This is a genomic window from Geodermatophilus sp. SYSU D00696 (genome assembly GCF_054050235.1).
On record NZ_JBJGYY010000001.1, the window covers coordinates 17,153 to 31,876 of the forward strand.

Sequence of the window (14,724 nt, forward strand, 5' to 3'; positions counted from 1 at the left end):
GACCGGGTCCGTCCGCATCCCCCTCGACGGATCGGGTTCAGGACCACACGCCGGGCAGGACCCGCCAGATGCGCTCGATGTCGGCCACGCCCGGCTCGTCGCCGTTGCAACTGGCCGCCACCGCCGTGTGCCGGTCGGCCGAGACCCGCATGATGCTGAGGGAGCCGGCCCAGTCGCCAGCGTGCTCGAGCGCGCCGCCCCGGGCGAGCCCGATGCCCGCGCCGTAGTCGACGGTGCCGTTGACCGGCGCCGGGTCGGCCAGCCGGGCGGCGAGCAGCGCCTCGCCCCCGAGCCGGGGCGCGCGGTACTCGTCGGCCCAGCGCACCAGCTCTGACGGCGTCGTCACGACCGACCCGGGGCCGAGGGCCTCGAACCGCGAGCCGGCGACCCGCCACGGTGCCGTGGCCGAGTCCCTGAGGTGGCCGCGCGCGGAGGAGTCGTCGGGCGAGTCGGGATCGGCGACCGTGGGATCGAGCTCCATGGCGAGGCCGAGGGGCTCGAAGACCCGGATGCGGAGGAAGTCCCCGAGCGGCTGCCCGGTCGCCGCCCGCACGACCTCGGCCAGCAGCACGTAGTTCGAGTTCGAGTAGGCGAAGCCCTCCGCCTCCGGCAGCTCCGGATGAGCGGCGATCGCCTGCACCGCCTGCTCCTGCGTGGTCACGTCGGTGGCCGCGGACCCGGCGGCCTCGAGGTCGGCGACGTGGTCGGGGATGCCGCTGGTGTGGTGCACGAGCTGGTCGAGCGTCACCTCCTGCGCCCAGGCGGGCAGGCCCGGCAGCCACCGGGACACCGGGTCGCCGAGGGTCAGGACGCCGTCCTGCGCGAGCAGGAGCACGGCCGTGGCGGTGAACTGCTTGCTCACCGACGCGACGTCGAACCTGGTCTCGGGGGTGAGCGGGCGCCCCGTGCGCACGTCGGCGACGCCCCGGGCGGCCGCCCACACCACCTCTCCGTCGACGCCGACCGCCAGGGAGCACCCGGGCTCGTCGTCGGCCAGCACCTCGTCGACGAGCGCCTCGCTGCGGGCGATCCGCTGCTCCAGGCCGGACGCCACCGTCGCCGCGGCCTCCTCCCCGGAGGTCCCGGTGGACGAGGTGCACGCCCCGAGGACCGCGACCGCGGCCGCCAGGGCGGCGGCTCGGCGGAGCGCGGGACGACGGTGGGCCCCCGCACCGGCCGCGGGGAGGTCATCCGGCGTCGGCCCAGGACCGGACGACGGCGACGTCGAGGGGGAAGTCGACCGGGAAGTCGCCGAACAGCAGCCGCCCGGCCGTGCCCGCCGCCGCCCGCACCTGCTCGGTGACCGCGTCGGCCAGGTGCGCCGGGGTGTGGACGACGACCTCGTCGTGGAGGAAGAACACCAGGTGCGGGCGCCGGTCGAGCCGGCCCTCGCCCAGCGACCACAGCCGGTTGCGCAGGTCGGCGAGCCAGCACAGCGCCCACTCCGCGCCGGTGCCCTGGACGACGAAGTTGCGGGTGAACCGGCCCCACGAGCGGCGGGCGCGGTCGGTGTCGCGGCCGCCGGGCTCGGGTGCCTCGCCGAGGTCGGCGTCCCGCTGCGCCCACGCGCCGCCGGGGGCCGGGGAGCCGCGGCCGAGCAGGGTGTGCACCACCGCGCCCCGCTCGCCGGCCCGCGCGGCGTCCTCGACCAGGCCGATGGCCCGCGGGTAGCGGCGGGCCAGGCGCGGCATCACCCGCCCGCTCTCGCCTCGGGTGCCGCCGTAGAGCGCGCCCAGCACGCCGACCTTCGCCTCCGCCCGCGTGCCCACCACCCCGGCGGCGACCATCCCGGCGTAGAGGTCGGCCGCCCGCGCCGCCTCGGCCAGCGCGCCGTCGCGGCTCATGCCGGCGAGCACCCGCGGCTCGAGCTGGGCGACGTCGGCGACGACCAGCCGCCACCCCTCGTCGGCGACCGCCGCCGGCCGCACCTGCACGGGCACCGACAGCGCGCCGCCGCCGGAGGAGGCCCAGCGCCCGGTGACCACGCCGCCGGGGAGGAACACCGGGCGGAACCGGCCCTCGCGCACCCAGGCGTCCAGCCAGCTCCAGCCGTTGGCCGCCAGCAGCCGGGCCAGCCGCCTGTACTCCAGCAGCGGCGGCACCACCGGGTGCTCGAACCGCTCCAGCGTCCACGACCGGGTGTCCTCGACCGGCAGCCCGGCGGTCTGCAGCGCGCGCAGCAGCGCGGCGGGCGAGTCGGGGTTGAGGTCGGGCGCGCGCAGGACCGCGCGCACCTCGCCGGCCAGCCGCTCCAGCACCGGCGGGCGCATCCCGGGCGGTGGCCGGTCGCCGAGCAGCGCGGTGAGCAGCCGGCCGTGTTCGTCGGCGCGCCAGGGCAGCCCGGCCCAGGTCATCTCCGCGGCCGCCAGCGCCCCGGAGGACTCCGCGGCCAGCAGCAGCCCGAGCCGGCCCCGGTGCGCCGACGCGGCGACGGCGGCCTGCTGGCGCCGGTGCTCGGCGACCGGGTCGAGCCGGTCGGCGGGGTCGGCGAGGCAGAACAGCGCCGGGTCGTCCGCGGTCACCGGTTCCAGCGCCGCCCAGCCCGGGTCCTCCGCCGGGCCGGGAGCGGCGAAGGGCGACCCGCGCAGGACGGCGGCACACAGCCGCAGGTCGGTGCACCGCTCCACCCGCACGCCGGCGTCGAGCAGCGCCGGGTACCAGCGGGTGGTGTCGTCCCACACCCAGCGCACCGGGGCCGCCCGCTCCCGCGCGGCGACCCAGCCCGGCAGCTCGCCGGCGGACAGGACGGTGACCGCGCCGGGCGTGCCGTCCTCGGCGCACGCGGTGGCCGTCACCGCCGCGCCGTCGCGGCGCAGCAGCACCCGGTCCACCCGCGCAGTCTCGCCGACCGGTGCGACAGCGCCCGGGACACCGGGCGCGCAGACTGGCGGCGTGCCCGTCTCCGCCGTCACCCGCCGGGGCGTGGTGCGCCTGCTGAACACCTCCGGCGGGCGGGTGCTGGTCCTGGCCGGGGAGGTCGACGCGGCGGCGGTGGAGGCGTTCTGGCGCTGCTATGGCCGCGAGCCGGTGCGGGTCGACGTCGTCGACGCCCGCTCGGTCACCGCGCTGTCGCCCTCGGGCCGGGAGCTGCTGGCCGGCACGCTCGAGTGTGCCGAGCGGTCCGGCCGGCCCGTGGCGCTGCGCTCCTCCCCCGCCGTGCCGGGACCCCGCTGACGGACCCGTCGACGTCGCGGACCGGAGCGGCCACGATCGGCGGCACCCCCGCCGCGAGGAGGTCCCGGTGACCGCACCGCTGCAGCTGCGCCCCGGCCTGACCGTGTCGTCGGTGCGCGGGCCGGTCGGCGAGCGCGCCCGCCCGCCGGCTCCCGAGCACCGGGTGCTGGTCAACGTCGGCCGCCCCTACCGGCTGCTGGAGACCCTCGCCGGGACCGAGCACCGCACGCCCGGCCTGCCCGGCGACGTCGCGGTGGTCCCCGCGGGCGCGCCGTTCGCCGTCCGCAGCCGGGACGGGACGCCGCAGCAGGTCGCCGCGCTCGTCGTCGCGGTGACGCCGGAGCTGCTGGGCGAGGTGCTCGCCGAGGGCGGGGTGCGGCGGGCCGCCGAGCTGCTGCCGGTGGTCGGCGCCCGGTCGCCGGCCGTCGCCGCCCTCGCGGGACTGCTGTCGGCCGGCCTCGACGACCGCACCGACGTCGGCCGGCTGGCCCTGGGGACGTTGGCGCAGGCGCTGGTCGCGGCGCTGGCCCGCGACCACACCACCGCGCCCCCGGCCGCCCCGCGCCCCGGCGGGCTGTCGCCGGCCCAGCTCGACCGCGTGCTGCGGCACGTCGAGGAGCACCTGGCCGGGCCGATCGGCGTCGCCGACCTCGCCGCCCGCGCGCAGGTGAGCGAGTTCCACTTCAGCCGGCAGTTCCGCGCGGCCACCGGCACCAGCCCGCACCGGTACGTGGTGCGGCGCCGCGTCGAGCGCGCCCGCGAGCTGCTCACCCGCTCCGACCTCCCGCTCGCCCAGGTCGCCGTCCGCTGCGGGTTCGCCGACCAGAGCCACCTCACCCGGCACACCCGCCGGGAGCTCGGCGCCGCCCCCGGTGCGCTGCGGGCCGCGGCCCGCGGCCGCTGAGCAGGAACCGACGACCGGACGGCAGGGACGTCCACGCGCACGGCCGGCGCGCCCGGCCAGGCTCGCTGCACCGACACCCGAGAGGACGGAGACCCGCCGTGCAGACCACGACCACCGACCCGCAGGCCGACACCGACGTCGTGGCGGAGGTGTACGCCGCGTTCGCGCGCCGCGACCTCGCCCGCATCGCCGCGCTGTTCGCCGCCGACGGCGTCATCACCCAGTCACCCGCGCTGCCCTGGGGCGGCACGCACACCGGTCCCGAGGGACTGGCGACCTTCCTCGGCACGCTCACCGCGCACCTGGACTCCACCCCGGTGACCGAGCGGCTGTTCGCCGACGGCGCGGGCCGGGTGGTGCAGGTCGGCCGCACCCGCGGCACGGTGCGGGCGACCGGCGCCGCCTTCGACGTCCCCGAGGTGCACCTGTGGACCGTCGCCGACGGGCGGGTGCGGCGGTTCGAGGCCTACGTCGACACCCCGGCCATGCTCGCGGCGCTCGAGCGGCCGGCGTCCTGACCGGCGGGTGCCGGGCACGTCCCCCGCGGGGACGTGCCCGGCTCAGGACCGGTGGCGGGCGGCGTGCGCCGCGCGCTCCGGTACCGGGGCCAGGCGCCAGCCGGCCGCCCCGGTGAGCACGATCGCGACGGCGAAGGCGACGTAGAGCCAGGCGGCCGGGCGGTCCCAGGCCACGTGCTCCCGGTGCAGCAGCACCACGAGCAGCTCGAGGGCGCCGAAGAGGGTGTAGGCGATCGTCGCGGTGCGCAGCCGCTCCAGGTCGCCGGCCAGCGCGGCCAGCGCCGTGGCGATGCCGAACGCGATCAGCCAGGCACCCACCACCCGCGCGGTGAGCGGGGTCAGCGTCCAGGGCCACAGCGTCTCCGAGGTCGTCGGCGACACCGAGATCGCGGCGCCGACGGCCAGGAGCACCACCGACTCGACGGCCAGCGCCGCCCGCAGCACCACCGGGACCGGGAACCGCCGGGGCGGGTCGGTGCCCGGCGCCCGCTCCTGGAAGGCCAGGACGACGAGGATGCCCACCGGGATGAGCACGTAGACGGCGGTCCAGAACCAGGCCGCGCCGCGCGCCAGGGCCGGGGCGTCGGCGAACTCGGCCGCGAAGTGCATGCGGTCGGCGTGCACCAGCGTGGCGACCAGCGTGAGCAGGGTGAACACCAGCACGGTGAGCACCGGCACCCGCGTGTGCGCCCAGACCGGGTCGCGCAGCGACAGGACGACGAGGGTGAAGCCGGCGGCGTAGCCCGCGCCGAGGAAGGCGGCGGTCGCCGGCGGCTGGATGGTCCACGCGAAGCTCTCGGCGGTGCGGCTCGACAGGACGAACAGCGCGCCGAAGCCGAGCGCGGTGAGCACGCTGAAGACGAGCAGCAACCCGCGCATGGCCGGCAGGAGCTCGCGACGACGGTCGGCCGCGGGGCGCACGGCCGTGGTGGCAGGGTCCACCGGGGACCTCCGTACTCGGTTGCCTCCCCGTGCGCGGCCCATTGCAGCACCGCGGCGGGGCCCTGTCACCGGAGTTGCGCCCGCCTCGCGGACGTGGCCGACGACACGGCCGGCCGGGGCGGCGACCGTAGGCTGGACCGGACCCGACCGAGGAGGCACCCGGGGATGGCGGCCGACGACGGCGCGAGCGCGCCCCAGTCCCAGACGCTCGACCGCGGGCTGCGCATCCTCGAGCACCTGGCGACCGCGGGCTCGCCCCGGCCGGTCGCCGAGGTCGCCGCGGCCGTCGGGCTGCACCGTTCCATCGCCTACCGCCTGCTGCGCACGCTGGAGGACCACCAGCTCGTCGAGCGCGACGCCGCGGGCCACTACCGCCTCGGCCTCGGCATGGCCGCACTCGCCCGCGGGGTGCGCGCCGACCTGCAGACCGCGGCGCTCCCCCGGCTCGACGCGCTGGCCGCCGAACTGGGCATGACGGCGTTCCTCGTCGTCCGCGCCGGCGACGAGGCGGTGACCGTGGTCAGCGTGGAGCCGCACGACACCGCCGCCCACGTGGCCTACCGGCCCGGCACCCGGCACCCCGTCGGCCGCGGCGCCCCCGGGCTGGCGCTGCTCGTGCCGCAGCCGCCCGCGCCGGACGACCGCGCCGCGCTCGTCGAGGCGCGGCGCGTGGGCTGGGCCGCCTCGCACGGCGAGGTCGTCCCGGGCCTCCGGTCGGTCGCGGCACCGGTCCTCGGCCCCGACGGCGGGGCGCGCGCCGCGATCGCCGTCGTCTACGTCGACGACGGCGCCGACGTCGACCGGGTGGGCCGCCGCGTGGCCGCCGCCGCCGCCGAGGTCGCTGCCGCGCTGCGCTGAGCCTCTGCCCTGTGCCGAGCCGCCGCCCGTCCTTGTGCCGGCGACCGCGGCGATCTACGGTCGGACCACAACGTGAACGGTTCGTCCGTTTATCGAACAGCCGGGAGATCCCATGGCCGCCAAGCCCTTCGCCTCCTCCGCGGACCTCGGCGTCAAGGAGCAGACCCTCGAGGTGCTCGCCGACGGCGTCTACGCGCTCACCGCCGAGGGCGACCCGAACGTCGGGGCGATCGAGGGCGAGGACTTCCTCGTCTGCTTCGAGGCCCTGGCCACCCCGGTCGCCGCCCGCCGCTGGCTGGCCAGGCTCCGCGAGCACACCGACAAGCCGGTCCGCTACCTGGTGCTCAGCCACTACCACGCCGTCCGGGTGCTGGGCGCCAGCGCGTTCGACGCGCAGGTGGTCGTCAGCTCCGAGCAGACCAGGCACCTGATCGCCGAACGCGGGCAGCAGGACTGGGAGAGCGAGTACGGCCGGATGCCGCGGCTGTTCGAGGAGCCCGAGTCCATCCCCGGCCTGACCTGGCCCACGATGACCTTCCGCGACCGGCTGACCATCGAGCTCGGCGGCGACCGCGGCGAGCTGGTGCTCGAGTTCCTCGGCCGCGGCCACACCGAGGGCGACATCGTGGCCTGGCTGCCGAAGCAGGAGGTCCTCTTCGCCGGCGACCTCGTGGAGTCCCAGGCCGCGCTCTACACCGGCGACGCGTTCCACTTCGACTGGGCCGCCGGCACCCTCGACCGGGTCGCGGCCCTCGGGGCGCAGCAGCTGGTCGGCGGGCGCGGGCGGATCGCCCGGGGCCGTGAGGAGGTCGGCGCCGCGATCGAGCAGACCCGCGACTTCCTGCTCACCATGCAGCACACCGTCGGCGACGTGCACCGCGCCGGCGGCACCCTCCAGCAGGCCTTCGAGGCCACCCACGCCGCGTTGGCCCCGGCGTACGGGCGGTGGCCGATCTTCGAGCACTGCCTGCCCTTCGACGTCTCCCGGCTGTGGGACGAGTTCTCGGGCATCGAGCGCCCCGTCATCTGGACCGCCGAGCGCGACCGCGCCGTCTGGGACCAGCTGCAGGGCTGACGGCGATGACCACCCCGCCGGACGTGCCGGTGCTGGTCCTGGGTGCGGGCCCGGTCGGGCAGACCGCCGCCCTGCTGCTGGCCCGGTGGGGCCTGCCGGTCGTCGTCCTCGACGCCCGCGCCGAACGCGACCCGGTCGGCTCCAAGGCGATCTGCCAGCAGCGCGACGTCCTCGACGTGTGGGACTCCGTCGGCGTCGGCGCCGCGGTCGCCCGCCGCGGGGTCACCTGGACCACCGCGCGGACCTTCCACCGCGACGCCGAGCTGTTCGGCTTCACCTTCGCCGACCGCGGCCGCTCGCCGTTCCCGCCGTTCGTCAACGTCTCCCAGTGCGAGACCGAGGCGCTGCTCGACGAGCGGATCGCCGCCTCGCCGCTGGTCGACGTCCGCTGGGGGCACCGGGTCACCGGCATCGAGCAGGACGACGCCGGCGTCACCGTCACCTGTGAGACCCCCGGCGGCGAGGTGCGGCTGGCCGGCTCGCACGCCGTCGCCTGCCCCGGCCCGCGCAGCGACGCGATCCGCTCGATGCTCGGGCTGACCTTCCCCGGCGAGTCCTTCGACGACTCCTTCCTCATCTGCGACATCCGCACCGACCTGCCCGGGTGGCAGACCGAGCGCCGGTTCTACTTCGACCCGGCGTGGAACCCCGGCCGGCAGGTGCTGATCCACCCGTGCCCGGACTCCACCTTCCGCATCGACTGGCAGGTGCCGCCGGACTTCGACCTGGCCGCCGAGGAGACCTCCGGCGGGCTGGACCGGCGCATCCGCCAGGTCGTCGGCGACCGGCCCTACGAGGTCGTGTGGAAGTCGGTCTACCGCTTCCACTCGCGGCTGGTCGACCGGATGCGGGTCGGCCGGGTGCTGGTCGCCGGCGACGCCGCGCACCTGGTCAGCCCGTTCGGCGCCCGCGGGCTGAACTCCGGCGTCCTCGACGCCGAGAACGCCGCCTGGAAGGTCGCCTTCGTCCGCCGCGGCTGGGCGCCCGAGGAGCTGCTGGAGAGCTACCACGCCGAACGGCACGCGGCGGCGCAGGAGAACATCGACGTCACCACCGCGACCATGCGCTTCCTCGTCCCACGCACCGCCGAGGAGGCCCGCCACCGGCTCGACGTCCTCGAGCGGGCCGCCGGTGACCCCGCGGCCCGCGCCCAGGTCGACTCCGGCCGGCTCGCCGAACCGTTCTGGTACGTCGACTCCCCGCTCACCACCCCCGACCCGGCGCGGCCGTTCCCCGGCCGGCCGGCCCGCGGCGACGTCCCGGTGCCGGCCCCCGGCGTCCTCGTCCCCGACTGGCCGGTGACCGTGCCCGGCCGGCCCGACGTCGTCCGGTTGCGGCAGCTGGCCCGCGAGGGCGTCACCGTCCTGCTCGGCGACGACGCGCCGGCCCCCGAGCTGCCCGACCTCGGCGGCCTGCCGGTGGCCGTCCACCGGATGGGCGACCTGGACACCGCCGGTCTGCTCGGCGAGGCTCTGGGCGCCCGGCCCGGGGAGGCCTGGGTGCTGCGCCCGGACGCGCACGTCGCCGCCGTGCTGACCCGCGCCGCCGACGTCGCCCCCGCGGTGGCCCGCGCGCTCGCCCGTCCGCTCCCCGCTACCGTCCCGGCCTGAACAGGGAGGCACCCGATGGCGTTCTACCGGCAGGTGGGCGAGGTCCCGCCCAAGCGGCACACCCAGTTCCGCCGTCCCGACGGCGGCCTCTACTCCGAGGAGCTGGTCGGCGAGGAGGGCTTCTCCTCGGACTCCTCGCTGCTCTACCACCGCGGCGTGCCGTCGGCGATCGTCGACGCCCGCCCCTGGGAGCTGCCCGACCAGACGCTCACGCCGAACGCGCCGCTGGTGCCGCGGCACCTGAGGCTGCACGACCTGTTCCCCGGCGAGGAGCACAAGGCCACCGACCCGGTCACCGGGCGGCGGCTGGTGCTGGGCAACGCCGACGTCCGCATCTCCTACGCCGTCTCGTCGCTGACCAGCCCGTACTACCGCAACGCCACCGGCGACGAGTGCGTCTACGTCGAGCGCGGCGCCGCCACCGTCGAGACGACCTTCGGCGCGCTGGAGGTCGGCCAGGGCGACTACGTGGTCATCCCGCGCACCACCACCCACCGCTGGATCCCCACCGGCAGCGAGCCGCTGCGCACCTACGCGATCGAGGCCAACAGCCACATCGCCCCGCCCAGGCGCTACCTGTCGCGGTACGGGCAGTTCCTCGAGCACGCCCCGTACTGCGAGCGCGACCTGCGCGGCCCGGCCGAGCCACTGCTCGCCGAGGGCACCGACGTCGAGGTCCACGTCAAGCACCGCGGTCCCGGCCCCGGCGGGCTGGCCGGCACGGTCCACGTCGTCCCGGAGCACCCCTTCGACGTCGTGGGCTGGGACGGGCACCTCTACCCCTACGCCTTCAACATCGCCGACTTCGAGCCGATCACCGGCCGCGTGCACCAGCCGCCGCCGGTGCACCAGGTGTTCGAGGGCGGCAACTTCGTCATCTGCAACTTCGTGCCGCGGAAGGTCGACTACCACCCGCTCGCGGTGCCGGTGCCCTACTACCACTCCAACGTCGACTCCGACGAGATCATGTTCTACGTCGACGGCGACTACGAGGCCCGCAAGGGCTCGGGCATCGGCAAGGGGTCGATCTCGGTGCACCCCGGCGGGCACAGCCACGGCCCGCAGCCGGGCGCCGTCGAGCGGTCGCTGGGCGTGGAGTACTTCGACGAGACCGCCGTCATGGTCGACACCTTCCGCCCGCTCGACCTCGGCGAGGCCGGCCTGGCCGCCGATGACGGGAAGTACGCCTGGACCTGGTCGGGCCGGGGTCCCTCGGCATGACGGCGCTGTTCGCCGGGCTGTTCGACGACGCCGCGCTGTTCCCGCCCGGCGACGCCCCGATGGCCGACGCCGTCCCCGCCCACCGGGAGCTGCGGGCGCGGCTGGGCGACCTGGTCGGGCCCTTCGTCGTCCCCGCCGCCCGGCTCGGCGAGCTGGCCGCGCACCTCGACGACGGCGAGGGGTTCGGCGTGTCCCTCATCGCCGCGGCCGGCGACCTGCCCGCGGCCGCGGCCCGGGCCGGCGCCGACCCGCGGCTGGGGGCGGCGGCCGTCGAGGTGCCCGTCGTGGCCGACGCCGGGGCCGCGGCCGAGGCGGTGCGGGTGCTCGACGGCGTCCTGCCGCCCGGGGTGCCCGCCGCGGTCGAGGTGCCGCGCACCGGTGCCCGCGACGCCGTGCTCGACGTGCTCGCCGGCACCCGGTACCGGGCCAAGCTGCGCACCGGCGGACTGCGGGCCGACCTGTTCCCCTCCGCGGCCGAGCTGGCCGGGACGCTGGCCGCCTGCGTCGCCCGGGGCATCGCGGTCAAGTGCACCGCCGGCCTGCACTGCGCCGTGGCGCACACCGACCCGGCCACCGGCTTCGCCCACCACGGCTTCCTGAACGTGCTGCTCGCCGCGGACGCGCTGGCCTCCGGCGCGCCGCCCGAGGCGGCCGCGGCGGAGCTGGCCCGCACCGACGCCGCCGACGTGGCCGCGGCCGTGCGGGCCTGGCCGGCCGACCGCGCCGCCCGCGCCCGCGCCGTGTTCACCTCCTCCGGCACGTGCAGCGTGCTGGAGCCGGTCGACGACCTCGTGCGCCTGGGCCTGCTCCCGACCCTCGACAGGACCCCTGCATGAGCTGGCTCGACCTCCCTGCCGGCACCGGCTTCGGCGTCGACAACCTCCCCTACGGCGTCTTCTCCACCCCCGGCACCGCGCCGCGCACCGGCGTCGCGATCGGCGACTCCGTGCTCGACCTCGCCGCCGTCACCGGCGACGACGGGCACGGCACCGGCTCGCTCAACGCCTTCATGGCGCGCGGACCGCGGGCCTGGGCCGACCTGCGGGCGCAGCTCACTGAGTGGGTCACCGACGAGCGCCACCGCGACCGGGTGCGGCCGCACCTGGTGCCGCGGTCGGCGGTGACCCTGCACCTGCCGGTCGAGGTCGCCGACTACGTCGACTTCTACAGCTCGAGGCACCACGCGGAGAACCTCGGCCGGATGTTCCGCCCCGACTCCCCGCCGCTGACCCCGAACTGGCAGCACCTGCCGATCGGCTACCACGGCCGCTCCGGCACGGTGGCGGTCTCGGGGACGCCCGTGGTGCGGCCGAGCGGGCAGCGCAAGGCGCCTGCCGACGACGCCCCCACCTTCGGCCCGTCCCAGCGGCTCGACATCGAGGCCGAGGTCGGCTTCGTCGTCGGCGTCGGGTCCGACCTGGGCACCCCGGTGCCGCTCGCGGACTTCGCCGAGCACGTGTTCGGCGTCTGCCTGGTCAACGACTGGTCCGCCCGCGACGTCCAGGCCTGGGAGTACGTGCCGCTGGGCCCCTTCCTCGGCAAGAGCTTCCTCACCTCGGTCTCCCCCTGGGTCGTGCCGCTGGCCGCGCTCGATGCCGCCCGCGTCACGCCGCCGCCCCGCGACGTCCCGCTGCTGCCCTACCTCGACGACACCGGCGCCGACCCGTGGGGCCTCGACATCGCCATCGAGGTACGCCTCGACGGGGAGCTCGTGTCCTGCCCCCCGTTCGACCTCATGTACTGGACCGCCGCCCAGCAGCTGGCGCACACCACCGTCAATGGCGCGTGCCTGCGCACCGGCGACCTGTTCGCCTCGGGCACCGTCTCCGGCCCGGCGCCGGACCAGCGCGGCTCGTTCATCGAGCTGTCCTGGGGCGGGAAGGAGCCGCTGACCCTCGCCGACGGCTCCACCCGGACCTTCCTCGAGGACGGCGACGTCGTCACCCTCACCGCCACCGCGCCGGGCACCGGCGGCGGCCGGATCTCGCTCGGCGAGGTCACCGGCCGGGTGGAGCCGGCCCCCGCGCCCTGACCCCGGGGGATCGTGGCGTCACCGCCCGGGGCGTCGCCTTGTCCGGCTCCGGTGCCGACCCGAGACTCCGGCCATGAGCATCGACCCCGTGGTGATCGGTTCCGGCCCCCGACGCGTCCTGGCCCTGCACGGCTGGTTCGGCTCCGCGACGGGCTGGGGGCCGTTCGCCGACCTGGTCGACGGCGACCGCTACACGTTCGCCTTCCCCGACTTCCGCGGCTACGGCGCCCGGCGCGGCGAGCCCGGCGAGTACACGATCGCCGAGATGGCCGGCGACGCCGTGGCCGCGGCCGACGAGCTGGGCTGGACCGACTTCGCCGTGCTGGGGCACTCCATGGGCGGCAGCGTGATGGAGCGGGTCGCGCTCGACGCCGGCGACCGGGTGACGGGCCTGGTCGGCGTCAGCCCCGTCCCGGCCTCGGGCGTGCCGTTCGACGAGCAGTCCTGGGCGCTGTTCAGCGGCGCGGCGGAGGAGCCGGGCAACCGCCGGGCGATCATCGACCTCACGACCGGCGGCCGGCTCAGCCGCACCTGGCTCGACCGCATGGTGCAGGCCTCGCTCGACACCTCCGACCCGGTCGCCTTCCGGGCCTACCTCGACGCGTGGTCGGGGACCGACTTCGCCGACGAGGTGCGCGGCCGGCGGGTGCCGGTCCTGGTCGTCGTCGGCGAGCACGACCCGGCGCTCTCGGCCGCGGTGATGGAGCAGACCTTCCTGCAGCACCACCCCGAGGCGACCCTCGAGGTGCTGGCCAACGCCGGCCACTACGCGCCGTTCGAGACGCCGGTGGCGCTGCTGACCTGCGTCGAACGGTTCCTCGACGGCCTGGGCTGAACCAGCCGGCGGGCCGCCCGGTCGACGGCGGCGTGGGTGCGCTCGAGCAGGTCGTCCGCCGCCGCGGTCGAGGGCGCGAGGGCGGTCAGGCCGAACCGGCCGTCGATCGCCAGCCCCGAGAGCATGTGCAGGACCACGCCGGACCGGGTCCGGCGGTCGAAGGTCAGCCCGGCTCGGGTCACCGCGTCGACCACGCGCGCGGGCGGCAGGCCCGTCCAGTCGGGGTCGACCAGGTTGTCGGTCGCCGCGTAGCACCGGACGGTGCCGTCGTCGGCGGTCCAGCGGGCCTCGGCCACGTCGTAGCGGCCGGGGACGAGGTTGCGCAGCACCGCGTACGGGTGGGTGGTGCCGCCCTTGCGGAGGTTGATCTCCAGGGCCTGCAGCCGCCACCCGTCCGGACCGCGGGTGGCGACGAAGTCGACGCCGTACCGCCCGCGCGCACCGCGGCGCGCCAGGGCCCGCCCGGCGGCCAGGCCGTACCGGCCGAGGTCGGCGGCGTAGGCCGGGTCGGCCGGGAAGCGGCACCCGAGGTAGACCTGCCCGCTCGGGCCGCCGAGCAGCTGCTCGTGGGTGGCCAGCACGGTCACCCCGCCGTCGGGCGAGATGTCGCCCGTGACGCTGGGGCTGGCCAGCCCGTCCCCGCTGACCAGCTCCTCGACGACGCCGCCGAGGCGCAGCGCCGCGAGGAACCAGGCCGGCAGCCGGCGGACGCGGTCGCGCAGGCCGCCCCCGGTGCCGGGCAGGCCCTCGCAGCGCAGCACCACGTTGCCGTCGCCGGCGCCGCTGTCGTCGAGCTTCAGCACCACCCCCGCGGCGTCCGGCCGCTGCCGCAGGACCTCCTCGATCGCCCGGTCCACGTCCTCCACCGTGCGCACGTCCTCGCAGCCCACCGGCACCGGTACGCCCGCGCCAGCGAGCAGCCGGCGTCCGGCGCTCTTGAACCCGAGCGGCCAGAGCTCGGGGGCGGTGCCGTTGACCGGCACGCCCAGGTGCAGGGCGACGGCGACCTCGTCGGCGGTCACGTTCCACGGCTCGACGAACGCCGGCCGGTCCCCGATGTGCCGCCGGAGCCCGTCGAGCAGGTCGGGCCGGTCGAGCAGCTTGCGGGCCACCGACCGGTGCGAGGCGTCGGGGACGACCAGGAGCTGCAACCGGCGGCGCGCCGACGCCCGGGCGGCGGGGGGCATCAGGGCGAGGTAGTGGTCCAGCAGCGCCACCGGCGGCGCGGCGCTGCCGACGAAGACCAGCTCGCAGCCGGGGACGCGCGGCAGCACCAGCACGGCGACGAGGTACCGGTGCTCCAGGGCCGGGATGCGGTCGGCGTAGTGCGACAGCAGCGACTCACCGATGCTGAACGAGGGCAGCGCCACCAGCACGTGCGGCCGGGAGGAGCCCGGCGCGTTGAGCGCGCACGCCGCCGCCAGTCGCCGCTGCAGCTCGTCGAACTCCTGCACGGCCACCACGTCCCACGCTGCCGGCCCCCGCGCGGGCGCCATCCTCCCGCGTCGCCGGCACCCGGACCAGGCTCCCCGTCGCGGCCGGCCGGCCCGCCGCC

General features: G+C 76.9%; 14 protein-coding genes. 10 read left to right on the top strand and 4 right to left on the bottom strand.

Annotated features, from left to right (window positions below):
* Positions 1 to 37: 37 nt before the first annotated feature.
* Positions 38 to 1,054: a serine hydrolase domain-containing protein gene (locus ACI79O_RS00060; protein WP_456913051.1), complete on the bottom strand. Its 1,017-nt coding sequence runs from the start codon at positions 1,052 to 1,054 to the stop codon at positions 38 to 40.
* Positions 1,055 to 1,187: 133 nt separating this feature from the next.
* Complete coding sequence (locus tag ACI79O_RS00065; RefSeq protein WP_456885689.1) at positions 1,188 to 2,831, bottom strand: bifunctional 3'-5' exonuclease/DNA polymerase; 1,644 nt, start codon at positions 2,829 to 2,831, stop codon at positions 1,188 to 1,190.
* A gap of 61 nt (positions 2,832 to 2,892) precedes the next feature.
* Here ACI79O_RS00065 and ACI79O_RS00070 point away from each other — a divergent pair, with 61 nt between their 5' ends.
* From ACI79O_RS00070 to ACI79O_RS00080, 3 genes are all read left to right on the top strand, one after another.
* The gene (locus tag ACI79O_RS00070; protein ID WP_456885691.1) at positions 2,893 to 3,174 is read left to right on the top strand and encodes a hypothetical protein; all 282 of its coding nucleotides are present in this window, start codon (positions 2,893 to 2,895) and stop codon (positions 3,172 to 3,174) included.
* Between the two features lie 67 nt (positions 3,175 to 3,241).
* A complete protein-coding gene (locus ACI79O_RS00075; protein WP_456885693.1) occupies positions 3,242 to 4,078 on the top strand; it encodes a helix-turn-helix domain-containing protein in 837 nt (278 codons plus the stop codon).
* A gap of 98 nt (positions 4,079 to 4,176) precedes the next feature.
* Positions 4,177 to 4,596: a nuclear transport factor 2 family protein gene (locus ACI79O_RS00080; protein ID WP_456885695.1), complete on the top strand. Its 420-nt coding sequence runs from the start codon at positions 4,177 to 4,179 to the stop codon at positions 4,594 to 4,596.
* Between the two features lie 42 nt (positions 4,597 to 4,638).
* Here the strand turns inward: ACI79O_RS00080 and ACI79O_RS00085 are convergent, their stop codons facing one another.
* Positions 4,639 to 5,538 carry a hypothetical protein gene (locus ACI79O_RS00085; RefSeq protein WP_456885696.1) on the bottom strand — a complete coding sequence of 300 codons (900 nt, stop codon included), beginning with the start codon at positions 5,536 to 5,538 and terminating at the stop codon, positions 4,639 to 4,641.
* A gap of 165 nt (positions 5,539 to 5,703) precedes the next feature.
* Between ACI79O_RS00085 and ACI79O_RS00090 the strand changes: the two genes are divergently transcribed.
* The 7 genes from ACI79O_RS00090 (at position 5,704) to ACI79O_RS00120 (ending at position 13,169) form a co-directional block, all read left to right on the top strand.
* The gene (locus tag ACI79O_RS00090; RefSeq protein WP_456885698.1) at positions 5,704 to 6,396 is read left to right on the top strand and encodes an IclR family transcriptional regulator; all 693 of its coding nucleotides are present in this window, start codon (positions 5,704 to 5,706) and stop codon (positions 6,394 to 6,396) included.
* Positions 6,397 to 6,508: 112 nt separating this feature from the next.
* Positions 6,509 to 7,471 carry an MBL fold metallo-hydrolase gene (locus ACI79O_RS00095; protein WP_456913052.1) on the top strand — a complete coding sequence of 321 codons (963 nt, stop codon included), beginning with the start codon at positions 6,509 to 6,511 and terminating at the stop codon, positions 7,469 to 7,471.
* A 5-nt stretch (positions 7,472 to 7,476) separates the two neighbouring features.
* The gene (locus ACI79O_RS00100; protein WP_456913053.1) at positions 7,477 to 9,081 is read left to right on the top strand and encodes an FAD-dependent monooxygenase; all 1,605 of its coding nucleotides are present in this window, start codon (positions 7,477 to 7,479) and stop codon (positions 9,079 to 9,081) included.
* Between the two features lie 15 nt (positions 9,082 to 9,096).
* Positions 9,097 to 10,302 (top strand): cupin domain-containing protein, encoded by a 1,206-nt coding sequence (locus ACI79O_RS00105; RefSeq protein ID WP_456885704.1) that lies wholly within the window; start codon positions 9,097 to 9,099, stop codon positions 10,300 to 10,302.
* Positions 10,299 to 11,138, top strand: a complete 840-nt coding sequence (locus tag ACI79O_RS00110; RefSeq protein WP_456913054.1) for a hypothetical protein — start codon at positions 10,299 to 10,301, stop codon at positions 11,136 to 11,138. The genes ACI79O_RS00105 and ACI79O_RS00110 overlap by 4 nt, the downstream gene beginning before the upstream one ends.
* Entirely contained in the window at positions 11,135 to 12,334 is a 1,200-nt protein-coding gene (fahA, locus tag ACI79O_RS00115; RefSeq protein ID WP_456885707.1) for a fumarylacetoacetase, read from the top strand. The genes ACI79O_RS00110 and fahA overlap by 4 nt, the downstream gene beginning before the upstream one ends.
* Before the next feature lie 73 nt (positions 12,335 to 12,407).
* Positions 12,408 to 13,169 (top strand): alpha/beta fold hydrolase, encoded by a 762-nt coding sequence (locus ACI79O_RS00120; RefSeq protein ID WP_456913055.1) that lies wholly within the window; start codon positions 12,408 to 12,410, stop codon positions 13,167 to 13,169.
* Here the strand turns inward: ACI79O_RS00120 and ACI79O_RS00125 are convergent.
* Entirely contained in the window at positions 13,100 to 14,629 is a 1,530-nt protein-coding gene (locus tag ACI79O_RS00125) for a peptide ligase PGM1-related protein (protein WP_456885712.1), read from the bottom strand. The genes ACI79O_RS00120 and ACI79O_RS00125 overlap by 70 nt on opposite strands.
* Positions 14,630 to 14,724 lie beyond the last annotated feature (95 nt).